Origin of the sequence: Legionella sp. 227, assembly GCF_043161935.1 — a bacterium.
GTDB lineage: Bacteria > Pseudomonadota > Gammaproteobacteria > Legionellales > Legionellaceae > Legionella > Legionella sheltonii.
The window spans coordinates 27,349-51,277 of the sequence record NZ_CP171154.1 but is presented as its reverse complement, the minus strand read 5'-3'; the positions used below and the strand labels follow the sequence as shown (position 1 = coordinate 51,277).

The following is a 23,929-nucleotide window of genomic DNA, read 5'->3' as shown; positions in this document are numbered from 1 at the left end:
AGGGGGTTCTATAGATAGGCAAGCTCTACTTTGCGGGGTTGTAGCCAGATTGATTGCTATTAAGTTTAAGGTTTTTAATCCTTACCCGATGCCCCTGATCGCGTCACACGGGACATTGGAGGAGAGTTTTCCTCTAGGTAATGGCGGTGGTAGCCAGAGTGTGGTGTAAGTTTAGGCTTCAGGAGCGTTTTGATAATGAAATTTGATCTTCATGCTTTATTTTCAGCAAAATACGCACAATGGATTATTATTGCTTTTATTTCGCTTTTTTCCATACTGATAATAGCCGAATACACTCAATTGATATTTTCTCCCATAAAGATACAAGCAGCTCCCGATGTTGGTAAAGAAGTGCCGATAATACCCCAGCAGAATTCCTTCGATGCAATTTTACATTCCTCATTATTTGGTGTTTATGTTTCTAATAATTTATCCAGTATTAAAAAATCCATGCTGAATGTTACTTTAGTAGGAATTTTATTTGCAAATAAGCTAAATAACTCCCAAGTAATTATTCGTTCAGCAACCGGAGAGGAAAAAACTTACAAATTAGGTGATACTATCCCCGGCGGTGCAGTGATCAAGCGAATTATGGCCTCTGGGATTTTGGTTGAACGTAATGGTACATTAGAGAGTTTAAGTTTACCCAAAAATGAATTAATCTTTGAACCAGTGGCTAAGCCTTTACAAGGGGAATAGGGATTTTATGAGACGTTTATTTGATTTATTAATCGTTGTAATTTTTATTTCTACTCTTGCTGCCTGTGCTACTACAAGTGCAATCAATTTACGTGAAGGGATTGATAGTTTCAGAGTCGAAAATTACCGCAAGGCTTTTATCCGCCTAAAGCCAATAGCTGAGAAAGGCCAACCAGATGCTCAATATGCTGTGGGTTATATGTATTATTATGGTAAAGGAGTAGTTGAAGACCGTAAGAAAGCTTGGTTTTGGATTAATGCCGCCGCAAATTTAGGACAACCTGATGCCAAAGAGGCCGTTCGCATATTGGCTAGCGGGGGTTCATTAAGTTAAAATGTTCCTCTCCTTGCAGATAAGGGAAATTTTCGCTCGATACAGTAGGAAGAGCCATTTTGTTAACTACTGATTTAGCTTTTTCAAAAATCACAAATTTTTGGCTTCTGATCGTGTAGCGCAGCTGTTTCTACGGCTGCTGCATCCGAATTGAAAAAAGATAATTTTTTCTTTGGTACGTCGATCAGCTGTTCATTGCTCAACTTTAATTGTTCAAGAACATTAGGATTTAAAGGAGTACCTTGACGATAAAGCGTGTGAATCGACTGCATGAAATTGTGCCGATATTTGGGTTGATACATGTCACTAATTTCTTTTTGTAATTCCTGTAAATAACTATGTGCATTTGCAGTATATTGACGGCCTTTTAATAAAAAACACTGCTCCAATACCCAACTTATCGCAGCAAAGACTTCAACTCGATTTCTGATCATGGGCGAACCGCTAGGCATGTCGACAACTAAAATATTAATTAATCCAAGCGAAATAATTTGCTCATCAAACGATAGCAAATCAGACTTTCTGGCATTTTCAAGGAGAATTTCTAATATTTCTTCTGTCGTATAACAACTTGCCAAAAAAAGTTGCGATGTTTGGATTAAGCAATCAATGGTATCTGAGGCATCAACACTAATACGTGTTTGCATTATTTCATCAGAGTCTACAAAGTCACTTATAATCGATCGCGTAGTACAAAAATGTCCGAAACTGTCTCTATGCTCAATAAATTTCAGAGTTGATTCTTCAAGTTGTTTTGATTTTTCTGGATCAAAACTTACAAAATACAGTTCATCCAGATTAGACAGCATATAAGGATGGCCAATAACCTGTGCATCTATCAACTTGGCTTGAATCAATATATTTCTTAAAAGTGATCCATTAACAAAATGCTGCCGTTTTATTTCTTCTAACATGTGACCACAGTTATTGCTGATATACGCTCCAATTCGCAGATCGACATGATTATTAAAATCATTCTGGGCATTTCGCTGTAATTCTTGAAGTACTTCTCCTGCATAGCTCCCTTTAGAACATAAACCATACACCCTTCCGCATTGAGGTTGATCAGTATGGAGGAGTCCAAATTTTTGAATGCTTTCATGGATGATTAACGAGAGTTTCCCTTCTTTAACAAGCGATTGAACTTCGGGATTTAAACGCAAATTCTTATACAATGTTGAGGTCGCGTCGATAATAACAGTAACAGGTTTTGTTCGTTTTTTACTGATTATTTCTTGGTTAATTAACCGATTAATATCTATTCCTGGAATAAGACCAGTCTCTTTGACAGTTGGTCCAGTGCAAACTATAAAAACATCGGCATCGGACTTTTTAGTTGCTTTGGTAATGAAATCAAATTCATAATAATTGGTGCCATAAATTTTAATTTTAGGTTTTTTGTTTTGCTCTGTTTTCATTTTTTGCGCCAGATGCATGGCAATGACATATGCATTAGTTCCTGACATGGCCAGTGAGGCGAAAAAAGTAGTTTGTGTTAGTTGTTCCTTTTTTAGATCCAATGTCTGTAACAGTACTTTTTCTGTTTCTTGCTTAAATCGAGAAAAGTCCTTTTCTAAATTAAGCAAGTCTTTTGGCTCTAATAAACAAAGACTGATTTCGTGGATAATTGTATAAAGACAAAATGCGAATTGAGGATAATTATTATCATAAAAATGACAACTTACTTGGAGCATTATGGCGATGCGTTGTATGGCCTTTTGATTTAATTCAGGAAGGTCTATTAAAAGATTTCTTAGCCCCGTCGCCAATTTATTGGTTGAATGTTTTGGGCTTTTAGCAATTAAAAGAAGTTTATTAAATGGTTTACTTTTTAATAAAGCTTCTTTAGTTGTGGGTAGAGTATTAAGAGCAGGGTTGACTTGTTCTGGTTCAATTAGAGGAAGTGGTGGTACTTTAACATTAATCGCAATTTCCCAAGGACTTGCAACCAGACCACAAATACTCAAAATTCCTTTAATTTCATCCGCTCTATAATAGCCATGAGGTATAGCAATTAATGCAATGGAGTGGTTCGTATCTTTAATCACTTGGGGTTGTGGTTTTGTTTTTTGCATCGGTTGGGGAAAATAACGGCTGATAATGTCTTCAGCAGGGGTATTATCGAGCAACGTGACAGGAACATAATCATGAGTGGAACGTGATGGCTCATCAATATTGAAGGAGTCGATTAAACTGTTCAACAAAATTCCAGACAAATCATCATCTCGATGATATCGTGCATCAGAATATATATAAGGATTTCTGATTTGATTTTTTGAGGTTGGTCTTATTTCAGCTATATGTCTTCCAAATAGAATGTGCGCAGGGATTCTTTGTACTTCCATTCGATCCATCATTGATAAATAAGAACTATAAGGGTTATTTCTTATTTTTTGTTTCATTTTATAGGCACGATAAGTGCGCTGGATTATTGTTGCAGCTCTATTGGCTTTGAATTTTTGTTGTTCATCAGAAAGTTCCTCTTCGATTTTTATGGATGTTTTTTTCTCCACTGGTAAACTCTTTAAAGAAACCCCTTTTTCTTTGACATAATTAACCAAAGGAGTTAAAGACGAACTGGATTGAATAAATTCTTTCATACAAGGAGCATCCAACGAAAAGCCCCTATTATATCCATTATGAACTTTGAATAAACATGTTGTAGTGAGAAGACAATATTTTGCTGGTAGGTTGTGCTAATCCTAGAGAGTTTATTCGTTCCTTTTCGAACCATTGACCTTGTTGTTCAGCCAATTTGTTACCCAGGATTTTGGTTTTTATGCTGAGGGCATTGATTTCCAAATGAAAATGACTAAAACGGTGTTTAAACGTAATGAGCTGTTGAGGTGTTTCTCCTGATAAGTCATAGTTCAGACGAATGAAATCAAGAGGGCAATCGTCTTCATCCAAACAGGGTAAACACCATAATCCTCCCCATAATCCGGTAGGCGGTCTTTTTTCCAAATAAATATGTCCTTGCTCATTATACAAAACCAGAAATTGTTGGGATTGAATGGGGATGGGTTTTTTTATTTTTTTCGTGGGATATAAGTGCTGCTCCTTAAATTTAAAAGCCAGGCAACTATTATGTAAGGGGCAATTAGTGCAATTTGGATTTTTAGAGGTACAACATAATGCACCTAGATCCATAATTGCTTGAGTGTAGTTGGCACAGTGTTCATTGGGCATGCACGAGTTCGCTAAATCCCACAGTGTTTTTTTTACTTGAGCTTGTTCTGGGTAACCTTTGATCATGAAAAAACGCGTTAAAACTCGTTTTACATTGCCATCAAGAATAGCAACGGGTTGATTAAAAGCTTGTGATAAGATGGCTGCTGCAGTAGATGGACCGATTCCAGGGAGTTCTTTTAATAACTGATAATCATCAGGAACAACGCCATTATGTTGTTGCATCACTATTTTTGCCGTCTGATGAAGATTTCTGGCACGACTGTAATAACCAAGTCCTGACCATAAAGAAAGTACTTCATCTTCATTTGCTCGAGCCAAGTCACTAAGGTTTGGAAATCGTTGCATAAAACGTTCGAAATAAGGAATAACTGTTTGTACTTGAGTTTGCTGAAGCATAATTTCAGAAATCCAAACTCTGTAGGGCGTCCGGGGGAGTTGCCAAGGCAGGTTTTGACGTCCATTAAGGGCAAACCACTGCAATAATGGTTGACTAAATTGTTTGTATAAGATTTGCTTATCCACGCTGTGATTCTTTGATACTTTATTGTTGGCGTACTGTAAAAAAAGTAATGGCCGAGGTCAATGAGCGAAGTTAATAATTAATGACTCTAGTTTATAATAAAAAAATTAAAATCGATTCGCTAAGTGTCGATATATAGTCTATCGTTAATAGGGGCCTGTTGTACTCAGGATGAGTAAAAATCAAGCTGAATCATTTGCTAAAGATTGTCGCGAATGCACTTAATGCATTGACGATGGGAGTTTTTTAAAGATTTTTCTGGAAAAGGTCAAAATACTCGAATAAAAGTCTTAAAAAGCTTACAAACTAAATCATTACAGTGAGCGCAGTAAATCTGTTGGTGAGGGATTTAGGGAAAATCAAGGAGAGAGATATGCGCCATAGCCAACACGAAATAGCAGTATTAAAACCTACGGCTGTTTTTTTATCATTTCTTACCTCACAATTGCCTGAGACTAAATTACCGGATCTTCGATTATTGCAAATTGATAATACAGCTTATGTCCTGCAAAAACAAAATTCAGATGATGCTACTTTAAATGAAATAGAAAAATATTTTTCAAAAATGTTTCACCATGAAATTAGTCGCTGGTTAGGGGACAAAGCACGTCATGCAATAGAAACCAATTTTCTTGATTTTCTTTGTTGTTTTAAATTTGAATTACATAATCATATTCTGTTAATGGAACCTTCCATAGAAAAAAGTCATCAATTACTGCTGATTAAACCTCGTATGGCGTTACTTAATTGGATTAAAGAAAGCTTAGAGGGCCAGGATGATTTGGTAGATGTTATTGAAAAAGTTGAATTATCTCATCTGGAAGAAAATGCCACTGCCCTGGTTAAGAATTTTTCTAACTTGACTGAAATAAAACCTTTTATCAAAGAACATTATATTTCAATTTTTTCAGCAGCTATGAGTCGAATGTCGAGTCAACCTGAGCAATGGCCATCAATCGACTCTTTTCAAGACTTTAGTCACTATTTTGCTATTGAAATACATACTCAATTGATTCATTTGTCTTAATTCAAGGAGTTGACTATGGAGCCGGTCAGTATAGCGCTTATCTGTGCAGCCGTATTAGGAACTGTTGTGGTTTTGGCTGCATTTATCCGACAAATCTTGTTAAGCCGAGACAAACAATTAAATGATGACGCACAAATGAGAGCATTGTCTCAAGAGGTCAAAGAGCTGGAACAGATGCGGGAGCAAATGCAAAATGAGAAACGTTTTGACTCTCACTATCAAATTCTTGGAGTAAATAAAGAAGCGATTAGGTACATTGATACGCAAATCGATGAGGTTTTGCGCAAAAAAACTGAGTTGATTGAACGTTACGCCCAGACTATTGTGAAAGAGTCTGGCTCAATAGTCAGTGGAGAAATCTCCGCCGATCGTAAAGGCGCTTGTGATCGATTAAGAGAAGAAATCGATCATAAAATCGCTTTTTATGAGAGCGAGCTCAAGCAATTACAAGAAAGAAGAGCTTCTTTATGGGATGCTCATACTGATTTTCAAAGATATCTCTTGAATCAGGAAAAGACACGAAACGCCAGTTTGGATAACGTTTACAAACAGCATTCTGCTTTATTAGAAAAAGTCTATCTGCGTCATATTGATGATACTGAAATTGTAGCAGTCAAAAGCATGGAGGCATCAACAATGACGTTTAAAGATATGTTTATGATCCCAATACAATTTCTGATGCAATATTTTGGGGTATCAGTCGCACCTGGGATTTCGCTAGTTCAAACACGAGTAGAACATATTGCACGTGCTGAGGTCGATAAAACCCAACGTGACATAAATGATGCAGCACCTGAGAAAAAAGAGAATGTGACGCATAAAGAGGAGAAACAACAGAAACAGAGTGACGTCCACCAAAATCAACCACCTGATACCGTCCAGGATGAGGAAGAAGAGAAAGATTCAGCAAAAGCTCGCTCAATGACATTTGCGTGAAAATTATTCTCCTAAGTCATTTAGTGACATTTTTGTTGGTATATATTACAATTCACTTGCATTTAGGAGAATGCAAGATTTGGAGTTAATTGGTGGAGATATATTGAATGGCAAGACATCGTTTTTTATGGTTTAGTACTTTTATGCTATGTTGTCTTCTGGCTTTGCCAGGACATAGTGCTGATGTGAACTCTCTTCTTCCTGATGAACAAAATACAGTGAAAGTTTTTCATGAAGCGTCACCTAAAGTGGTGTATGTTCACAGATTAGCAACAGTTACAAATAGAGCTGCTGCACGTAAAATGCAAGTACCAGATGGGGCTGGATCAGGGATAGTCTGGAATAATAATGGCTACATAGTGACTAATTATCACGTGATCAAAGGAGCTGACAAGCTGGCTATTTCGTTGGGCAAATTGACGGTACCTGCAAAGGTAGTTGGATCAGAGCCTCGTAAAGATATTGCAGTACTCAAGATCGAATCACCACAGGCTTTGGCTTTACTCAAAGAGTTTAGGCCATTTGAAGTCGTACGTCTTAATGATCTCATGGTCGGACAAAAAGCGATTGCAATCGGCAATCCTTTTGGCCTTGATCACAGTCTATCTAAAGGAGTGATTTCTGCTTTGGGTAGAAAAGTTCCTGGGATTGGCGGAGTAACAATTCGCAATATGATCCAAACAGATACACCAATCAATCCAGGTAACTCAGGTGGCCCATTATTGAATAGTGCTGGGCAGTTAATTGGGATGAATACAATGATCTTTTCTCATTCAGGCACGTCTGCTGGAATTGGTTTTGCTGTACCTGCTGAGGATATTGATCGAATTGTGACTCAAATTATTAAAAATGGTCGAGTAGTGTTGTCAGGTATCGGCATTCAAAGTGTTCCGCCCAGTATTGCCCGTCAATTAGGTATACGTAAAGGAATATTAATCGCTGACATTATACCGAATACTCCCGCAGCTAAAGCACATTTACGAGCGACTCACAGAGATGCTTGGGGTCGTATTGTATTAGGTGATATTATTGTAGCACTTAATGGACATGCAGTGCCTAACTATGATGTTTTGTATAATATGCTTACTGAAATAAAAGTAGGGGAGCAAGTAACCGTTTCCATCCAACGCGGTAGCAAACAAATGGATGTAAAAATGAGAACCATAGATATTGCTGGTGTTTAGGATTTAACAGAAAATCTTCTCTACTAATCTGCTTATAGCCTGGGTTGTACCTTCACTAATCCAGGCTATAAGTTTTTATAAGAATTTAAATTTAAAGATCGCAAATAGGGGTTGTTTAAAATTCTACTGTCTTGATTAAGATACTAGAATTTATCTGCTGAGGAGAATAAGGATGTTACTTAATAAAGAGGATTCACTCTTACTGTTAGTTGATGTACAAGAAAAATTAACACCAGCTGTATTAAATAATGAAGTATTTATCGCAAGATGTGAATGGCTTTTAAAGTTGGCTCAACGCATGAGTGTTCCAATTTTAGTAAGCGAACAATATCCACAAGGTCTTGGTTCCACTTTAAAACAATTTCAAAAGTATTTTAATCCGCAAGAATGTGTTGATAAAGTATCTTTTTCCTGTATGGGTGAACCCACCTATGTTGAACGACTCAAGCAGTTGCATAAAAAACAATTAATCCTTATTGGTATTGAGACTCACGTTTGTGTGTTACAAACTGCATTAGAAATGCGAGAAGCAGGATTTGAAGTTTTTGTTGTTGTTGACGCTGTGAGCTGTCGTGGTGAGCAAAATATGAAATACGGATTGAAACGAATGAAAAATGAAGGGGTACATTTAATTACCTCCGAAATGGTATTTTTTGAATGGTTAAAAAAGGCCGGTACTCCTGAGTTCAAACAACTGAGTAAGGAATTTTTTTAGTAATAATCTGGGTATCTCGTAGCGGCTCCTCGACATTCGAGCGTAGCGTAGCTCTCCTCTGTAATACGGTGCTGCAGGGTGGAGGTTCCTGGCTATCCTCGGGATAACGGAGAGGCGTTGCGCTTCAAACAGACTACAAATCATGGAGAGTAATAGTGAATTTTAAAAATCAAATCGCATTAATTACCGGTGGTGCATCCGGTATGGGTAAAGCATCTGTACACTACTTACAGAAGCGTGGAATGCGAGTTGTAGCATGGGATAAACAGGAAGATGCCCAAAGTGAAGCTGATTTATTTATCACTTGTGATGTAACTAGTGATGAATCGGTGGAAAAAGCAATGCAACAAACAATAGAACAATTGGGAACTCCAAGAGTTTGTATTAATTGTGCAGGAGTTGCTCCAGCAAAGCGGATTGTTGGAAAAGAGGGGGCTATGCCTTTGGCTGCCTTTAAACAGGTGATTGATATAAATCTTGTAGGAACGTTTAATGTCATGCGAGTGGCAGCGCATGCGATGACTCGTTTAGAGTTGGACAGTGATTCACAGGAACGAGGAGTTATTATTAACACAGCCTCTATTGCTGCATTTGAAGGACAAATTGGGCAAGCGGCATATAGTGCATCTAAGGGTGGGGTCGTTGCCATGACACTTCCAGCAGCACGTGAGTTAGCTCAGTGGGCGATTCGTATCAATACGATTGCCCCTGGATTAATCGCTACCCCAATGTTGCTGAATATGCCACAAGAGGTACAGGATAATTTAGTAGCAACAATGACTTTCCCCAAACGTTTTGGAAAGCCCGAGGAGTTTGCTTCATTAGTGGCACATATTATTGAAAATGAAATGATTAATGGGGAAGTGATACGTCTGGATGGTGCATTGCGCATGCGCTAATCAATTGATGCTTTGTAACCTGGATTAGGCACGCTAATCCAGGTTACAAAGAACACAGGCTAGAAGTCACTGAAAGTGTTTTTGCATCAATTGAAGATACTCTCTATCTAGGCTTCTTGATGATGAGTATTTTCTTGAGATGATTGTATATTTCCATTGGCAGTATAAACGCTGATTGCATTTCCTTTATTTCCCGACAGGGTATTGACAATTTCTTGACGGATATAAAGGTTGTTGGTAATAATTTGTCCATTAACTGCATTTAATTCACGACAACGAGATAGAACCTCACCAAGTTTCTTATTTAATTGATTAATGAGTGCCGTTTCGTCAGCACTAGAGTTTTTAAGAAACTCTGATAAAGCCAGATTCATGGGCTCATTGGGATTATTATGATGAATAAGGTGCATGCGTTGTTTGGCGCTTTCTTCCAATTTATTGGATAATTCCTGTTTTTTGTTTGCAAACTCTTCGAGTCTATCGAATTGACGAGATGATAGTATTTCTTTTTCTTCAGCCAACAATGAATTGAGTGACTCTACCCAATTAATTTCTTGTTCCAAATGATTACTTAAAACGCTGATCTTATTATCCATATAATTGCCCTTAGAAATTAAGCAGGTTCTACATTTAACATTTTCATGGCAATTTTGTCACTATCAATTTCATAGTTTCCAAGTGCAATTTCTGATTTAAAATATAAAACACGAGCTTCATTGATTTCAGGAGCATCTTTAAGGGAATTTTTTATTGCTTCTAATTGTTTTGAGGTATCACTTATGCTGACAAGTGATGAGGGGTCCTCGATCAAACGTTTAATTTGATCTTGATGTTTCGTTTTTAGACGATTGTCTGAATCTATAGTTTTTACAGGAGCTGCATCACTGATTTGATTAAACATAATTTATCCTCAATCACGTTCGACTTCTATATGTATCGGCTCTTTTTTAAAAATCTTTAGTAAATTTTTAATGTGAAGTTGTTTTCATTCTTACTGTCTTCCCACCGTAACACTGTGCTAACGTTGGAGATCCCTCGCTAGGCTTGTGATGATCTTATCTTAATTTTATTAAATAATAACATCAACTTTCTTTGGACCTGAGATTTGGGCCTCAATAATTTTTTTAGAAGATAAGTTGCGCACTTTAATGGTTTCGCCCAGTGAGCCTTCTTCCATAGCAACCCCATCCATACTTACCGTTAAATTATTGTCATTAACAACAATAGAAACACGCTCACCTTTATTAATCAATTTTGCTGCTTCAATATTATGTGGATTCAGTGGACTGTTTGGGGGAATATTGATTTTGCAAATTTGTCCTATGAGGAGATCTTTTTCAGTATAATATCCATGATTTAATTTTTGTACATCCATTTCTGTTTCATAAATATCATCTCGGCTAATTCGGGTTCCTTTGATAAGCGCACGCTTTGACACATATATTGTTTTTAATACAGTGATTTTAACAGGTACATACAAAGACCAGCGATTGTCATTTTCTTGGCATTTAATACCCATAGTACTCGTATTTAAGATAGGAGACTGATAAGGATTAAACACAACTAAGTGATCTTCAGCACAGGCCTTGAGGTTTAAACGAGAATCAATTTTATCTGCTATTACCTGAATTTTTCCTTCCTTATATGAAGAAAGTTCATTACGAATATGTTGTTCTATTTTATTTGTTAATATTTCAGGTGACTGTATTGCATCAGAATACAATGCAGTGCTTGCAAAAAATAGTAAAACACTTAGTATGCATTTTTTCACAAAAAATCCCTCTTTGAGTAACTTGTTGTACTTAGCAAATACTATGCCAATTTTCAGGAGTATTACATGATGATACGTTTTAGCATTTATGCTGTAGTTTTATTGATGGTCCAATTTCCTGTTTATGCAGAAAGTCATCATCCTCAAGAATTTTTAAAATCAATTAGTGGGGCCAAAAATGAAGGGGAGCAAATTTATCACCATTTTTGTGCCAACTGCCATGCAAGTAAGCCATTAATTTCTTTAGGGGCACCGAGAATTGGCGAGGAAGCGGATTGGAAAGTGCGTTTAAAACAGGGAATGAAAGTACTTTTTGAGCATAGTAATGAAGGTTTAAATGCAATGCCACCTAGGGGAGGATGCTTTGAATGTACTGATAAACAGTTAATGCGAGCGATTCAGTATATGCTCCCAAAACAACCAAAAAAATAATCATTAAATAATCTTTAAGCTCACAAAAAAAGCACAATGTAAAAAAAATTTATAAAAAACCCTAAACCTATTTTTAAATCTCCCGATAAAGAAGAAAAAAAGAGGGAGAAATAAAGTGAAAAAATATCTAGTGTTAGTTCCAGTATGTGCTTTAGCTACATCCTGTGCTTCCATGGATAGATCAGTGCCTATTGTTGATGATGCGGGGTACACGCACTATACAATGAGTATGCAATCTGACCATAAGGGATCTAATTATTTTCCTATGAAGAGACCAGCAACAGGGAAAAAAGTGATCGTATTTGATCCTAAAGCCACTGCATGGGCAGCTTACGATAGAGATGGTAATAGGGTGAATACAGGTAGTGCTTCCGGGGGTAAAGATTTCTGCGAAGATGCAGGTAAACCATGCCGTACTGTTACCGGAACATATAGTATTTATTCTAAAAAAGGGGAAGATTGTACTTCCAGTATTTATCCCTTGGAAACACATGGTGGCGCAAGAATGCCTTATTGTATGCATTTCCATGGTGGTTACTCCATCCATGCAGCATATGAAGTACCCAACTACAATGCAAGCCATGGTTGTATCCGGGTTTTACCTAGTGCAGCAAAATGGTTAAACGAAGACTTTGCTGACATTGGTACTACAGTGATTGTTAAACCATACTAATTCATTTGACAGCAGAAAGCGTTTTCAAGATTGTGTCAAATTAACGTGAATAAAAAACATATCAATCACTACAACTGCCCTGCATAAGCAGGGCTTTTTTTATAGGATTTGCTTCTAATTCTACTTCCCTTCATTTTTAACTACTCCCATCATCCGAGTGCAACAGGGGATCTCCAATGAACATAATACTAAAGCGTGGAGACCCTGGGTGCATATGGTGACAAAGTGTAAACAGACCCGGTAGTCGTTTTTTCAAATAACACCTTGCTAATCAGAGAATCACAATTTACTATCCTATTTTTAAAAAACAGACATGTGGCATTATGATTCTTTGTATTGATGTTGGAAATTCTCATATCTATGGTGGCGTCTTTGATGGAGAAGAAATAAAGCTTCGTTTTCGCCATACATCTAAAGTAACTACATCAGATGAACTGGGAATTTTTTTAAAAAGTGTATTAAGGGAGAATAATTGCTCTCCTGAAGCAATTAAACAAATTGGCATCTGTTCTGTAGTTCCTCAAGTTGATTATTCACTACGTGCGGCATGTGTTAAGTATTTTTCTTTAGAGCCCTTTCTGCTACAAGCAGGGGTTAAAACAGGGCTGAACATCAAATATCGTAACCCTATAGAAGTGGGGGCTGACCGAATTGCCAATGCAATCGCTGCGACGCATACCTATCCAAACCAAAACGTGATTGTGATTGATTTTGGTACCGCAACCACTTTTTGTGTCATTACTGCGCAGAAAGCATATATGGGAGGGGCTATTTTGCCAGGTGTTAGACTTTCAGTAGATGCTTTATCAAAAAATACGGCGAAGCTGCCTGCCGTGGAAATAATAAAAATTGAAAATGCAGTTGGGCGTTCAACGATAGAAAGTATTCAGTCTGGTGTTTTTTACGGTGCAATTGGTGCCTGCCGAGAATTGATTCAACGTCTGAAACAGGAAGCCTTTGGGACAGAAAAAGCTCTGGTATTAGCTACGGGGGGATTTGCTTCTTTATTTGAAAAACAAGAGTTGTATGATCATCTCGTCCCTGATCTGGTTCTGCAAGGCATAAGATTAGCTGCGCTGATGAACAATTAATTAAAGGGACTTACCCTAATTTAGGTAACTAAAAAAATAACCTTGCAGCAATTACCACCTTAATTAGACCTCATAATTTAGCCAATTGGCCTAAGGGACTGGCTAGGAACGCTAGATAATGGTATTGAATGAAAACTTATCAGCTGTTTTCTCACTGTATTTCGCTTGGTTTTCTTCGAAATATAGTTTCAGACTTTTGGGCATGCTTTCTTTAAGGTCCTTATGTTTCTCAAGAAATTGAGCTAAATTGCCATGTTTACCTTCAAGGGGTTCTTTTCCTTCTAAAAATTTTCCTAATAGTTTGCCAAGCTGACTGTTTGTGCCAAAAAATTCGGAAGCAAGAATTTTATCACGAACCAGGGCAGCAGCTTGAACTTGAATCAGCTCATCACAATCCTGCTGCTCTGACAGTCGATTTAAAAATTGAATTTCTTGATCTCTGTCGCTTTTTCGAAAAAGTTTTTTTATCCATGTCCAATCACCCCATGATTGTCTGTATGCATCTTCATATAAAGAAGCAATTGATTTAATCGAGATTTCATTATGCTTACCAATGGGACTTATGATTTTTTTTTCAAACAGCAAACAAATATTCGTTTTATATGATTCTATTTCCTGCTTCAAAAATTCATATTGCTCATTTAAAAAATTAATTCGTTCGGGAAATTTCTCTCCTTTTAATCGATTAGGGTGAGATAAAGAATCAGCCATTATGAGTTGACAAAACTTAAGCGCTTTTAAACCTTGATAATAGTTTTTTACTGCTCTCTCGAATTGTTCTTTATGTACTTTATTATCTACTTGCAATAAATTGTTTAAGGCTTGAGTGAACTGTTCTTTTAATCGGTTAAATTCGGGTAACAATGTTTTGTATAACTCTTGTTGATTATCCCAAAAAGCTCTCTGTGTTATGTCATTAGTTACCACTCTGATTAACCCAATTCGGTCATTAACACGCTGCATCTTTGAAGTGTTTTGATATGGGTTACAGTCAGCAATAGATTTCCATGTTTTTTTGAGATTTTCTATTAGAAGTTGAACTTGTGTTTCGTTTGAATTTTGACTCACCCTTGTTCTCCAGCTTTAAAAAACGGTTTTTAAAATCTCTCTCTTATTATATCTTATCTTCTTATAGGTGTGTATATAAATTACCTAATATGTTTTTATTTGCCTCACCCGAAGTATCAGTGCTTGTTCAATCAATTTTGTTGCGTCCTAGCGATTTGGTTTTACTTTTTGTCCAGTGGAATTGGCTTTAAATAAATCAATAACAGAAACTACTCAAGTGAACTCAATCGCTTCGCTCCTACTGTACCTCGGCTCAGCCTGTTCTGATCAAAAATTCCATACAAAGCCCTGTTTTTAATCATCTATTTTATAATTCCCAAATAAATTAATTAAAAAGTGGGTTTTTATCTTGACGCATGGAGAAATGTGTTTCTATAGTGTATAAAAGTGGGGTAAAATAATAAAAAAGTGGAGAATTGTGGAGGGAAAAAAACTTCCACATAAATGAAAGCCATGTTTCGTGGAATAAATGCCATCACCATTGATACTAAAGGGCGCTTAGCTATCCCTACGCGTTATCGTTCCGCGTTGGGTGCTGAAGAAAAAACGCCTTTGGTGGTGACTATCGATACCGAGGAAACATGCTTGCTGCTCTACACGGCGACTCAATGGCAAATAATTGAAGATAATTTGCAGAAATTACCCAGTTTTAATGCAGCAGCACGAAGAATTCAGCGTCTATTGATTGGTCATGCGACTGATGTTGAGCTCGATGCAAATGGAAGGGTGTTGTTACCTACAGTTTTAAGAACTTATGCGCAGTTGGAAAAAGATGTAGTGATGATAGGCCAAGGAAATAAATTTGAAGTATGGAATAAGGATCTTTGGGAAACCCGGCGTGAACAGTGGTTGGCTGAGGAAAGCTCTGGAACTGGTGGGTTACCTGATGAAATGAAAACGTTTTCTTTGTAATGGAAACAATTAAATGGCAATGCATCAATCAGTATTACTTCATGAGTCAATAAAAGGCTTGGCCATTAAAAGTGGTGGCATCTATTTTGATGGGACGTTTGGTCGAGGTGGCCATAGTAGAGAAATTTTACGTCATTTAAATGACCAAGGTCGTTTATATGCCATAGATAAAGACATAGATGCAATTGCATATGCCACAGATCATTTTGGTGAGGATAAAAGATTCCATATCTTCCAAGGCTCATTTGCACGAATTGAAGAATTTGCTCGCGAAGCAGACGTGTTGGGAAAAGTGGATGGCATTTTGTTGGACTTAGGGGTGTCTTCACCGCAGCTGGATAATCCTGAAAGAGGTTTTAGCTTTATGCTGCAAGGGCCATTAGATATGCGTATGGACTTATCTCAACCTATGAGTGCTGCTCGATTTGTTAATGAGGCAGAAGCAGAAGAAATGGCTTCCGTGTTCCGATTATACGGAGAAGAGCGTTTTGCAGGCCGTATTGCAAAGGCGATTGTGGCTGCTCGAAGCATTGCGCCCATTTCTACAACCTTGCAATTGGCGGAAATTGTGAAGGAAGCAAATCCAAAATGGGAAAAGCACAAGCATCCTGCAACTCGTGTGTTCCAGGCGATACGAATTCATATCAATCAAGAGCTAAACGATTTAAAGAGTTGTTTGGAGCAATGCATCAATGTTTTGGCACCCAAAGGTCGATTGGCAGTGATTAGCTTTCACTCTCTTGAAGATCGCATCGTGAAACAATTTATGCGTGATAAAGAACAAGGGGAAAAGCCACCTCCGGAAGTGCCCATTCGCCATGAAGAATTAACCACAAATTTTAAAAGAATAGGCAAGGCGATTATGCCTCAAGAAAGTGAAGTAAAAGAGAACGTCAGGGCTCGAAGTGCTGTATTGAGAATAGGGGAGAAATTAGCATGAATGCTGCAGCGAGAGTAATCAATCAAGGGACTTTATTTAATGGTCAACTGGCAGATATGCAAATGTCTAAATCATTATACATGCTGATTATATTATTAGTTGCTGTATTAGTGAGTGCTTTGGCAGTGGTATACAGTACCAATTCATATCGAGTGACTTTAAATAAAGTCGAGCAACAGGAACAATTAACACACTATTTGCAGTTGCAATGGGGACAGTTGCTTCTGGAACAGGCCAGCCTGGCTACCCCCGCGCGAGTAGAGGAATTGGCTACCGAAAAATTACAAATGGTTTTACCAACCGCTAAAAATACTTACTGGTTACAAGCCCAGCAGTAGAAGTTTTTGTTTTAAACGAGTACCATTGGCTTTTAGTTTTGAATAACGTAGCCTGGGAGTAACCTGGGAATTTTAGTGCAATAAAACCTGGGGTTTTGGACTGCACTCCATCGAGTTAATGGAAATTTCCCTTCTCTCTTCATGGGAGAAGGGCCTGTCAGGGCGATGAGGGGAGTCGGGTGGCAACCTCTAGCTTTATCTCTCTCCATTGGGAGGGGCGGGATTTCATTTGACTTAATGAAGATGCGGTTAACTTACCTAGGCTACAGATGGATAAATATCCATGAAAAACTCAACTCATTTAAATAGACTGATTGTAGTATCTTCCTTTTTTTCTCTGCTTTTGCTCGTTTTGATTTGGCGTATGGTTGATTTAACGGTACTTCATCGACAATTTCTACAAGGTCAAGGTAATGCGCGTAGCTTACGTGTTGTAGATATTCCTGCCCATAGAGGAATGATCATGGATAGGAATGGTACTCCATTAGCAATTAGTACACCTGTGGAATCTGTCTGGGTGAATCCTAAAGAATTTTCACCTGACAAAGAACAATTTATGTCTTTGGCTGAATACTTGAATTTGACTCCCAAACAATTAAGCAAAAAAATAGTAGATGCAGAAAATAAAGAATTAGAATTTCTCTACTTACAAAGGCAATTACCTCCTCCTTTAGCTAAAAAAATAAAGACATTAAAAATCCCTGGTGTTAATTTTCAGAAAGAATTCAAACGTTATTATCCTGATTCAGATAGTATCTCCCAATTAATTGGATTCACTAATGTCGATGATCAAGGTTTAGAGGGAATAGAGCTTGCATATCAAGATTGGTTGAAAGGTGTTGTTGGAAAAAAAAGAGTCATTAAAGATCGTTTAGGTCGAATTATCGAAGAGTTAGGGGTCATCAAAGAACCACGCCCTGGACGTGATATGGCTTTAAGTATTGATCGACGATTACAATATTTAGCATACAGTGAATTAAACAAAACAGTTGAAGAGTTTGCCGCAAAATCGGGTTCTGTAGTCGTTGTTGATACAGAAAACGGTGAGATTTTAGCGATGGCTAACGTTCCTTCTTATAACCCTAATTCACGTGGACGTTACGATAAAGATACGTATAGGAACAGAGCAGTCACTGATACATTTGAACCTGGATCAGTGATTAAGACGTTTAGTATTGCCAGTGCTTTGGAAACAGGTCTGTTTTCACCAACAACAATTATTGACACGAATCCCAGTTGGATGATTGTTCATGGTCACACCGTTCGAGATATCCATAATTATGGTGTTCTGGATGTAACGGGTATTTTGCAGCACTCAAGTAACGTTGGGGTAACGAAAATGGTGTTAGCAAGTCCCCCGGAACAATTAATTGGCTTGTTGCAACGTTGTGGTTTTGGACAAAGAACTGAAAGTACTTATCCAGGCGAAAGTGAAGGGGGTATTGTAAATGTAAAAGATGCGAATCCTTTTGTATTAGCTACTTTGAGTTTTGGTTATGGTTTGTCGGTTACTGCTTTGCAGCTCGCGAAAGCCAATATGGTTTTTGCAAATCAAGGTAAATTGATTCCAGTTACGTTACTGCATAATGATCCACCCACTCCAGGTGTCCAGGTAATAAAACCGGAGACAGCGCATCAGGTTCTTTCGATGATGGAAGCGGTTTTGGGTAAAGATGGGACCGGTAGAGCTGCAAGGGTACCAGGTTACCGAGTGGCAGGTAAAACAGGAACAGCGCGTGTAGCAGGAAAAGATGGTTACAAAGATAGAAGATATACTGCAAGTTTTATAGGCATAGCTCCAGTTTCAAAACCCAAATTTGTTGTCGTTGTAATCATTCATGAACCTTCTCGTAAGGGTTATTATGCTGCAGCAGTTGCCGCTCCTTTGTTTGCTAAAGTCATGTCGGGAGCCTTGCGATTATTTAATATACCTACTGATGAGTTGGTAGGGTAATTTGATCTTAGGATAAGAGTGTAATCTAGGCTACTTTAGAACAATTAGGAATAGTGATGAAACTTTCACAATTATTAAAACCATGGATGCCTCATATAAAATCGGATTGTATTATTACTGGACTGGAAAATGACAGTCGTCGCATCCAGCCAGGTGATTTATTTATTGCCTATCCTGGGGCCGCCGCTGATGGTCGATTATTTATAGATAAAGCAGTGTCCGCAGGTGCTGTTGCGATTGCCTATGAGCCTGCTCATTTTCCCGAGGGTTGTGTTTTACCTGAGACAATCCCATGTATTCCTGTTCCTGAATTGGCGACACAACTCGCAATTATTGCAAAACTTTTTTATGAGGATCCGGGGCGTTTTCTGTCAATAACTGGCGTAACTGGAACTAATGGTAAAACAACGATTGCTTATCAATTAGCTCAGGCCCATCATTTACTGGGGCAGGGAGCTGCCTATATTGGTACTATTGGGCAAGGTAATGTAAACGAACTTCAACTTTTGGATAACACAACACCGGATTCCCTTTGTTTGCAAAAATTATTACACCAATACAAAAATCAAGGTATAAGACAGGTTTGTATGGAAGTGTCTTCTCATGCGTTGGCACAACATCGTGTCGATGCTGTTGCGTTTAAGCAGGCTATATTTACCAATCTAACGCTGGATCATTTGGACTTTCATCTCAATATGGAAAATTATGCAATGGCAAAAGCACAGTTGTTTGCTGGAGAATCATTGCAATGGGCGATAATTAATCAAGATGATGCCTATCAACAAAAAATGGCAGCGGCACTTAGGCCACATGTTAAAAAGTTGACTTATGGAATTCAACACGATTGTGATGTAAAAGCGGTAAATTGGTCTATGGATATTAATGGTACTGAAATTGAAGTGCATTCACCTTGGGGACAGCATCAATTAAGGATAAAAGCTTTAGGACAATTTAATATATATAACAGTTTAGCCATATGGAGCAGCTTATTAGCTTCTGATTATGCACCTTCTCAAATAATTGACGTCATGGCGCAATTAAAAGCTGCTCCAGGACGCATGGAAATTGTTGCGAATGCACCTTATGTACTTGTCGATTACGCACATACTCCAGATGCTTTGGAAAATGCTTTAACTACCTTAAATCAATTAAAAAAAGGACGTTTGTGGGTAGTATTTGGCTGCGGCGGAGATCGGGATAAAACTAAAAGACCTGTGATGGGCAGGGTTGCTAGTAAACTTGCAGATCAAATTGTTATTACAAGTGATAATCCGCGCACAGAGGATCCACAAGTAATAGTCAATGAGATAGCACATGGAATTTCGAACCCATCTAATGTGATTCAACTCCTTAATCGTGAAGAGGCAATTGCATATGCCTTAAATGAGGCAGATGCACATGATGTCATTTTGATTGCAGGGAAAGGACATGAGGCTTATCAGCAAATTGGTAAGGTAAAACATACTTTTTCGGATCAGGATGTAGTGAAAAGATTAATTCAAAAGTAAATGTAAAACATAAGTTGGATGGATGCTTTGTAGAATGCGTAGGCTGGCTGCTAAGCCCAGCCTACAAAACCCAGCTACATTTTCTTAGTGTTTGTGGATGTATTGCTTAAACTTCATTGGTGACATATCTACATAGTCTTTGATCGCGATTGCAAAAAGATTGGGATCACCTGTTTCGTAGAAGCACACTAACTCACCGTTTTTACCATGCTCAGGAATTCCTTGCGCCGTCAACTGGTCTAAAATATCGTTAGTTATCTCAATGGTTTCTTCTTCAGATTCTGCTTCTACAGGGCCAATAGCAAATCCCCAGCTTGAAGAGGTATTGTAATTATTGATTGAATAACCAATAAAATAATTATAAGCCAGTTGGGAAGCCATTTCGATTCCTACTGACTGAATCTCATTGAGTTTAGGACAAACTGCTTCCTGTGCAAAAGCAGATCCGGTAAGAACTAAAGCAGCTGCTAAAGTGGTTAATTTTGCATTTAAAGACATAGTATATTCCTTGTTAAATCCAATTATTCCAATTTACTCCAGGTTGAATTCAGCTATCGAACCTGGAGAGGTACCTCGTTGGTGATTTTACTTGTGGGCTTTTAACAAGTATTGCTTTAACTTCATTGGACTAATTGCATAACCTCTAACAGCAATAGAATAAACATAAGGATTGCCTGTATCATATAAACAAACTAATACATTTTCATCGAGTTCCAAAGGAAATCCAGGAGTAGTCATATTATCTAGAATTTGATTTGAAGCATCTACAGCACCTTCACTTGAATCAGCTTGCACTGGTCCAATAGCAAAACCCCATTCAGAAGATGAACCGAAGTTACTCATTGAATAACCGATATAATAGTCATTACCAATTTGCTCAGACATGGAGATTCCCTCTGCCTGAAGAGCACTCAGATCAGGGCAACTTGCATCAATTGCAAAAGCAGAACCCGCTAGAACTAATGCTGCTGCAAAAGTAGATAATTTTATTCCTAAAGACATAACACATACTCCTTTGTTTTTTTTAAAAATCGCAAAAAGAGTATCATTTGATTTCATAATTTACAATGGACAATTTTTAGATTTATCCGTACCCATAAAGTCAATAATTAGGATATTAATGGCCTTATTTTTTTACTTTCCAAGCAATAACTTGGTTTCATTGTTAATAAGCGATTGTATAGGATACCGAGAAAAATCATGACGCATTTGATGCTGTTTCCGCAAATTTAAGAAGGCGCTTTTTTGATCTAAAGCCTGTTTTAAGAATAATGTTTCTTTAAGAGGGTTATAAATATTTAATATCGATTCGTACCATAATTCATTATTTTCCAAATTTAAGCGCTGAGGTAACTCAGGTGCTGCAAATTGTGGAAGAGGTAGTCCTGCTATTTTGTGTAATTTTGAGCTGACCATAGAAACCGCAGCATATTTTGCTTCGAGACTGTGGCCCGCGATATGAGGTGTACAAATGGTGGCTTTCTCAATAATGCGTTTGTCTATCTCAGGCTCATTGAGGTATACATCAGTACAATAAATAAGTGGTTTTGAGGTGCTAAGGAGTTCTTCTTCATTGACAATCCCACCACGTGCCGCATTGATGATGATGCTGCCTGGTTTTAAGTGGTTAAAAAAATCCCCATTAATTAAATTGGCACTTGGATAGGGTGGGGTATGGTGTAATTCTGCATGGATACATAAGAGGTCAACCGGATATAATTCTTCTAAACTGCAACTATGAAAGTGCTCACGTGCTGCTTTAGGTGGATCGTAGCTGAACACTCTAAAACCAGCTGCCTGAATACGAGCAGCAACGTGAGAACCTACCTTTCCAAGACCAATAATGCCGGCAGTATTTCCACGTAAAAGATGTTGATGTTTTAATACAGCAAGACAAGCAACTACATAATCAGCAACCGCTCGTGCATTAGAGCCCTTGGCATCGATTATTTGAATGTTTTGGAAATTAAGCCAAAGGTGATCGAGATGATCGGTGCCACTACTCGCTGTAGCAACATAACGCAACGAATGATTTTTTAATAAAGATTGGTTTACTTTTAGTGTAGCCCGGCATAAGAGCACCTCTTTCCCGGCAAGTAATTGGGAAACTTCCTCAGGATGATGATATTTCGTTAAATGAAAGGGTTTGGGAAACGCTTGCTCCAAGCCAGGAAGAGAGGCATCAGCAAGAATATTTATAGCCATCGCTTACTCCGCATCAAAAAAAACCTCTTTTTTATTCGTTAGTTGCAAAAACAGTCAGTATGGATATGAGTATCACACTGCCTCGATATAATTTTGTCGATTATTCATCATATTTTAAAAATGGCACTTAGGGTGATTAGTCCCAGATTAATCAGTGGGGTCAATATCATACCTAAAATTCCAGTGAATACTAAAAGGATTAAGATAAAAAAACCGTAAGGTTCAATTTTTGCATAGGCAATTGCTTGTCTGGGAGGTAAAAGACTCATGACTACTCGACTGCCATCAAGTGGTGGAATGGGGAGAATATTTAATGCGGCTAAAATCAAATTAATAAATACGCCGGCTTGTGCGGTAGCATAAAGAAATAGTACAGCCATCGAGGTATTGGGATTCAATATAAGAGCGATTTTGTCGCAAGCAGCCCATAAAAATGCCATTAAAAGGTTTGAAAAAGGTCCGGCAAGTGTTACCAGGATCATATCTCGCCGGGGATGACGAAATTGGTTCCAATTAATGGGGACAGGCTTTGCATATCCAATTACAAAGTTAAACTGAGTTAAAATACCAACCAATAAAGGTATAAATACTGTACCTATTGGATCAATATGTCGAAGAGGATTTAAACTTAAACGACCAAACATTTTTGCAGTTGTGTCACCACAACGATAGGCAACATAAGCATGAGCCGCTTCATGTAGGGTAATGGCGAGTAAAATGGGAATAGCCCAAATACATATTTTTTGGATCAAAGTAAATTCTATCATTAATAAAAAACCTGTAATAAAGATATTGTGATTCTATCGAATAGTGGCTTTCAATAACAAGTGTGAAAAGATATCAAAACATTCATCTTATTTTATATACCTCATCTCTAAATCAAATTTCGAATTTGCACTCCTCAAAATATGTTCCTTAAGCTACTGATTAAATTGAGGTCAGAAAGTTGATTGCTTGATCGGCCCATGATAGTATTCTGCCCGAAATTTAACTAGTCTAGGAGACAAAATGCCAACATTAAAAAAGTTAACGCCCGAAGTGAATAATGCCTTAGGAAACAAATTTGATTTTCAAACTCGATATGAAGGCTTAATTCAAAAAAGCAATGAGGGCCAACTCAAAGGCAATGAGGATGCAATTCGATATATTGATGACGTTGTAAGAAGATATAATATGATTAAAGGAACATCACCTAGCTCATCAGATTTACAAGCTAAAAAAGAGGCTTATTTACCTTTACTCAGAGCGCATGCAGCGGAAGTTGGTATTCATACTTTTTCTAAACCTGGGGATTTAGCCTCTCGACTCAAAGAGTTGGATTTTGAACCCAGTAAAATCGAGGAAATTACCAAAGGATTAGAGCAAGCCGGCGATGATGACTTCCTCGCGATTCTCCTCTCATCATTAATTGTAACCAGTGCAACCTGTGAAGAGGGACATCACCACCACCACCACCATCACAGTCAGACTACCATAACAGTGCCAACTCCTGGCTATGGTAATCATCATTATCATTGATAATTAAATCTTA

The 23,929-nt window shown here is 37.8% G+C and carries 26 protein-coding genes; 16 read left to right on the top strand and 10 right to left on the bottom strand.

Going from position 1 to position 23,929, the window contains the following annotated elements:
- The first annotated feature begins 195 nt into the window (after window positions 1–195).
- Both ACF8MK_RS00235 and ACF8MK_RS00230 read left to right on the top strand, forming a co-directional pair.
- Window positions 196–699: a type II secretion system protein N gene (locus tag ACF8MK_RS00235; RefSeq protein ID WP_392537680.1), complete on the top strand. Its 504-nt coding sequence runs from the start codon at window positions 196–198 to the stop codon at window positions 697–699.
- A 7-nt stretch (window positions 700–706) separates the two neighbouring features.
- Complete coding sequence (locus tag ACF8MK_RS00230; protein WP_392537679.1) at window positions 707–1,033, top strand: sel1 repeat family protein; 327 nt, start codon at window positions 707–709, stop codon at window positions 1,031–1,033.
- An 83-nt stretch (window positions 1,034–1,116) separates the two neighbouring features.
- Here the strand turns inward: ACF8MK_RS00230 and ACF8MK_RS00225 are convergent, their stop codons facing one another.
- Window positions 1,117–3,633 (bottom strand): IQ calmodulin-binding motif-containing protein, encoded by a 2,517-nt coding sequence (locus tag ACF8MK_RS00225; RefSeq protein ID WP_392537678.1) that lies wholly within the window; start codon window positions 3,631–3,633, stop codon window positions 1,117–1,119.
- Between the two features lie 37 nt (window positions 3,634–3,670).
- Entirely contained in the window at window positions 3,671–4,747 is a 1,077-nt protein-coding gene (mutY, locus tag ACF8MK_RS00220) for an A/G-specific adenine glycosylase (protein WP_392537677.1), read from the bottom strand.
- Between the two features lie 371 nt (window positions 4,748–5,118).
- Here mutY and ACF8MK_RS00215 point away from each other — a divergent pair, with 371 nt between their 5' ends.
- The 5 genes from ACF8MK_RS00215 (at window position 5,119) to ACF8MK_RS00195 (ending at window position 9,506) form a co-directional block, all read left to right on the top strand.
- The gene (locus ACF8MK_RS00215; protein WP_265702940.1) at window positions 5,119–5,772 is read left to right on the top strand and encodes a hypothetical protein; all 654 of its coding nucleotides are present in this window, start codon (window positions 5,119–5,121) and stop codon (window positions 5,770–5,772) included.
- A 15-nt stretch (window positions 5,773–5,787) separates the two neighbouring features.
- Window positions 5,788–6,708, top strand: coding sequence for a hypothetical protein (locus ACF8MK_RS00210; RefSeq protein ID WP_392537676.1), 921 nt, complete (start codon window positions 5,788–5,790; stop codon window positions 6,706–6,708).
- Between the two features lie 107 nt (window positions 6,709–6,815).
- Window positions 6,816–7,892, top strand: coding sequence for a S1C family serine protease (locus ACF8MK_RS00205; RefSeq protein ID WP_392537675.1), 1,077 nt, complete (start codon window positions 6,816–6,818; stop codon window positions 7,890–7,892).
- A 172-nt stretch (window positions 7,893–8,064) separates the two neighbouring features.
- Complete coding sequence (locus tag ACF8MK_RS00200; RefSeq protein ID WP_392537674.1) at window positions 8,065–8,607, top strand: hydrolase; 543 nt, start codon at window positions 8,065–8,067, stop codon at window positions 8,605–8,607.
- A gap of 155 nt (window positions 8,608–8,762) precedes the next feature.
- Window positions 8,763–9,506: an SDR family NAD(P)-dependent oxidoreductase gene (locus ACF8MK_RS00195; protein WP_392537673.1), complete on the top strand. Its 744-nt coding sequence runs from the start codon at window positions 8,763–8,765 to the stop codon at window positions 9,504–9,506.
- 107 nt (window positions 9,507–9,613) lie between these two features.
- Here the strand turns inward: ACF8MK_RS00195 and ACF8MK_RS00190 are convergent, their stop codons facing one another.
- The 3 genes from ACF8MK_RS00190 to flgA form a co-directional block, all read right to left on the bottom strand.
- Window positions 9,614–10,102 carry a flagella synthesis protein FlgN gene (locus tag ACF8MK_RS00190; RefSeq protein WP_265702935.1) on the bottom strand — a complete coding sequence of 163 codons (489 nt, stop codon included), beginning with the start codon at window positions 10,100–10,102 and terminating at the stop codon, window positions 9,614–9,616.
- A 17-nt stretch (window positions 10,103–10,119) separates the two neighbouring features.
- The gene (gene flgM, locus ACF8MK_RS00185) at window positions 10,120–10,407 is read right to left on the bottom strand and encodes a flagellar biosynthesis anti-sigma factor FlgM (protein ID WP_392537672.1); all 288 of its coding nucleotides are present in this window, start codon (window positions 10,405–10,407) and stop codon (window positions 10,120–10,122) included.
- 168 nt (window positions 10,408–10,575) lie between these two features.
- The gene (flgA, locus tag ACF8MK_RS00180; protein WP_392537671.1) at window positions 10,576–11,277 is read right to left on the bottom strand and encodes a flagellar basal body P-ring formation chaperone FlgA; all 702 of its coding nucleotides are present in this window, start codon (window positions 11,275–11,277) and stop codon (window positions 10,576–10,578) included.
- A 66-nt stretch (window positions 11,278–11,343) separates the two neighbouring features.
- On the opposite strand from flgA, the gene ACF8MK_RS00175 reads away from it, so the two are divergent.
- The 3 genes from ACF8MK_RS00175 to ACF8MK_RS00165 all read left to right on the top strand — a co-directional run bounded on the left by ACF8MK_RS00175 (window position 11,344) and on the right by ACF8MK_RS00165 (window position 13,473).
- Window positions 11,344–11,709: a c-type cytochrome gene (locus ACF8MK_RS00175; protein ID WP_392537670.1), complete on the top strand. Its 366-nt coding sequence runs from the start codon at window positions 11,344–11,346 to the stop codon at window positions 11,707–11,709.
- A gap of 115 nt (window positions 11,710–11,824) precedes the next feature.
- A complete protein-coding gene (locus ACF8MK_RS00170; RefSeq protein WP_265711390.1) occupies window positions 11,825–12,382 on the top strand; it encodes a L,D-transpeptidase in 558 nt (185 codons plus the stop codon).
- Window positions 12,383–12,705: 323 nt separating this feature from the next.
- A complete protein-coding gene (locus ACF8MK_RS00165; RefSeq protein ID WP_265702931.1) occupies window positions 12,706–13,473 on the top strand; it encodes a type III pantothenate kinase in 768 nt (255 codons plus the stop codon).
- Window positions 13,474–13,584: 111 nt separating this feature from the next.
- Here ACF8MK_RS00165 and ACF8MK_RS00160 read toward each other — a convergent pair whose 3' ends face one another.
- The gene (locus ACF8MK_RS00160; RefSeq protein ID WP_392537669.1) at window positions 13,585–14,541 is read right to left on the bottom strand and encodes a hypothetical protein; all 957 of its coding nucleotides are present in this window, start codon (window positions 14,539–14,541) and stop codon (window positions 13,585–13,587) included.
- Between the two features lie 453 nt (window positions 14,542–14,994).
- Here ACF8MK_RS00160 and mraZ point away from each other — a divergent pair, with 453 nt between their 5' ends.
- The 5 genes from mraZ (at window position 14,995) to ACF8MK_RS00135 (ending at window position 20,193) form a co-directional block, all read left to right on the top strand.
- The gene (gene mraZ / locus ACF8MK_RS00155) at window positions 14,995–15,453 is read left to right on the top strand and encodes a division/cell wall cluster transcriptional repressor MraZ (RefSeq protein ID WP_265711393.1); all 459 of its coding nucleotides are present in this window, start codon (window positions 14,995–14,997) and stop codon (window positions 15,451–15,453) included.
- Between the two features lie 13 nt (window positions 15,454–15,466).
- The gene (gene rsmH, locus ACF8MK_RS00150; protein ID WP_392537668.1) at window positions 15,467–16,393 is read left to right on the top strand and encodes a 16S rRNA (cytosine(1402)-N(4))-methyltransferase RsmH; all 927 of its coding nucleotides are present in this window, start codon (window positions 15,467–15,469) and stop codon (window positions 16,391–16,393) included.
- Complete coding sequence (gene ftsL, locus ACF8MK_RS00145; protein ID WP_265702927.1) at window positions 16,390–16,731, top strand: cell division protein FtsL; 342 nt, start codon at window positions 16,390–16,392, stop codon at window positions 16,729–16,731. The genes rsmH and ftsL overlap by 4 nt, the downstream gene beginning before the upstream one ends.
- A gap of 283 nt (window positions 16,732–17,014) precedes the next feature.
- Window positions 17,015–18,685, top strand: a complete 1,671-nt coding sequence (locus tag ACF8MK_RS00140) for a penicillin-binding protein 2 (protein ID WP_265702926.1) — start codon at window positions 17,015–17,017, stop codon at window positions 18,683–18,685.
- A 56-nt stretch (window positions 18,686–18,741) separates the two neighbouring features.
- Complete coding sequence (locus ACF8MK_RS00135) at window positions 18,742–20,193, top strand: UDP-N-acetylmuramoyl-L-alanyl-D-glutamate--2,6-diaminopimelate ligase (protein WP_392537667.1); 1,452 nt, start codon at window positions 18,742–18,744, stop codon at window positions 20,191–20,193.
- A gap of 84 nt (window positions 20,194–20,277) precedes the next feature.
- Here the strand turns inward: ACF8MK_RS00135 and ACF8MK_RS00130 are convergent, their stop codons facing one another.
- From ACF8MK_RS00130 to ACF8MK_RS00115, 4 genes are all read right to left on the bottom strand, one after another.
- A complete protein-coding gene (locus ACF8MK_RS00130; RefSeq protein ID WP_392537666.1) occupies window positions 20,278–20,691 on the bottom strand; it encodes a DUF4949 domain-containing protein in 414 nt (137 codons plus the stop codon).
- A gap of 87 nt (window positions 20,692–20,778) precedes the next feature.
- A complete protein-coding gene (locus ACF8MK_RS00125) occupies window positions 20,779–21,195 on the bottom strand; it encodes a DUF4949 domain-containing protein (protein WP_392537665.1) in 417 nt (138 codons plus the stop codon).
- A gap of 132 nt (window positions 21,196–21,327) precedes the next feature.
- Complete coding sequence (locus ACF8MK_RS00120) at window positions 21,328–22,392, bottom strand: 4-phosphoerythronate dehydrogenase (protein ID WP_392538984.1); 1,065 nt, start codon at window positions 22,390–22,392, stop codon at window positions 21,328–21,330.
- Between the two features lie 113 nt (window positions 22,393–22,505).
- Window positions 22,506–23,165: a site-2 protease family protein gene (locus tag ACF8MK_RS00115; RefSeq protein WP_392537664.1), complete on the bottom strand. Its 660-nt coding sequence runs from the start codon at window positions 23,163–23,165 to the stop codon at window positions 22,506–22,508.
- Between the two features lie 241 nt (window positions 23,166–23,406).
- On the opposite strand from ACF8MK_RS00115, the gene ACF8MK_RS00110 reads away from it, so the two are divergent.
- Window positions 23,407–23,916: a coiled coil protein gene (locus ACF8MK_RS00110; RefSeq protein ID WP_392537663.1), complete on the top strand. Its 510-nt coding sequence runs from the start codon at window positions 23,407–23,409 to the stop codon at window positions 23,914–23,916.
- Window positions 23,917–23,929 lie beyond the last annotated feature (13 nt).

Bases quoted from the DNA above. Each gene is read 5' to 3' on its own strand.
- ACF8MK_RS00135 (WP_392537667.1), top strand. From the start codon at position 18,742: ATGAAACTTTCACAATTATTAAAACCATGGATGCCTCATATAAAATCG.
- ACF8MK_RS00235 (WP_392537680.1), top strand. From the start codon at position 196: ATGAAATTTGATCTTCATGCTTTATTTTCAGCAAAATACGCACAATGG.
- ACF8MK_RS00190 (WP_265702935.1), bottom strand. From the start codon at position 10,102: ATGGATAATAAGATCAGCGTTTTAAGTAATCATTTGGAACAAGAAATT.
- ACF8MK_RS00200 (WP_392537674.1), top strand. From the start codon at position 8,065: ATGTTACTTAATAAAGAGGATTCACTCTTACTGTTAGTTGATGTACAA.
- mraZ (WP_265711393.1), top strand. From the start codon at position 14,995: ATGTTTCGTGGAATAAATGCCATCACCATTGATACTAAAGGGCGCTTA.
- ACF8MK_RS00125 (WP_392537665.1), bottom strand. From the start codon at position 21,195: ATGTCTTTAGGAATAAAATTATCTACTTTTGCAGCAGCATTAGTTCTA.
- ACF8MK_RS00205 (WP_392537675.1), top strand. From the start codon at position 6,816: ATGGCAAGACATCGTTTTTTATGGTTTAGTACTTTTATGCTATGTTGT.
- ACF8MK_RS00165 (WP_265702931.1), top strand. From the start codon at position 12,706: ATGATTCTTTGTATTGATGTTGGAAATTCTCATATCTATGGTGGCGTC.
- ACF8MK_RS00130 (WP_392537666.1), bottom strand. From the start codon at position 20,691: ATGTCTTTAAATGCAAAATTAACCACTTTAGCAGCTGCTTTAGTTCTT.
- ftsL (WP_265702927.1), top strand. From the start codon at position 16,390: ATGAATGCTGCAGCGAGAGTAATCAATCAAGGGACTTTATTTAATGGT.
- rsmH (WP_392537668.1), top strand. From the start codon at position 15,467: ATGGCAATGCATCAATCAGTATTACTTCATGAGTCAATAAAAGGCTTG.
- ACF8MK_RS00225 (WP_392537678.1), bottom strand. From the start codon at position 3,633: ATGAAAGAATTTATTCAATCCAGTTCGTCTTTAACTCCTTTGGTTAAT.
- ACF8MK_RS00140 (WP_265702926.1), top strand. From the start codon at position 17,015: ATGAAAAACTCAACTCATTTAAATAGACTGATTGTAGTATCTTCCTTT.
- ACF8MK_RS00115 (WP_392537664.1), bottom strand. From the start codon at position 23,165: ATGATAGAATTTACTTTGATCCAAAAAATATGTATTTGGGCTATTCCC.
- ACF8MK_RS00230 (WP_392537679.1), top strand. From the start codon at position 707: ATGAGACGTTTATTTGATTTATTAATCGTTGTAATTTTTATTTCTACT.
- flgM (WP_392537672.1), bottom strand. From the start codon at position 10,407: ATGTTTAATCAAATCAGTGATGCAGCTCCTGTAAAAACTATAGATTCA.
- ACF8MK_RS00210 (WP_392537676.1), top strand. From the start codon at position 5,788: ATGGAGCCGGTCAGTATAGCGCTTATCTGTGCAGCCGTATTAGGAACT.
- ACF8MK_RS00215 (WP_265702940.1), top strand. From the start codon at position 5,119: ATGCGCCATAGCCAACACGAAATAGCAGTATTAAAACCTACGGCTGTT.
- ACF8MK_RS00175 (WP_392537670.1), top strand. From the start codon at position 11,344: ATGATGATACGTTTTAGCATTTATGCTGTAGTTTTATTGATGGTCCAA.
- ACF8MK_RS00110 (WP_392537663.1), top strand. From the start codon at position 23,407: ATGCCAACATTAAAAAAGTTAACGCCCGAAGTGAATAATGCCTTAGGA.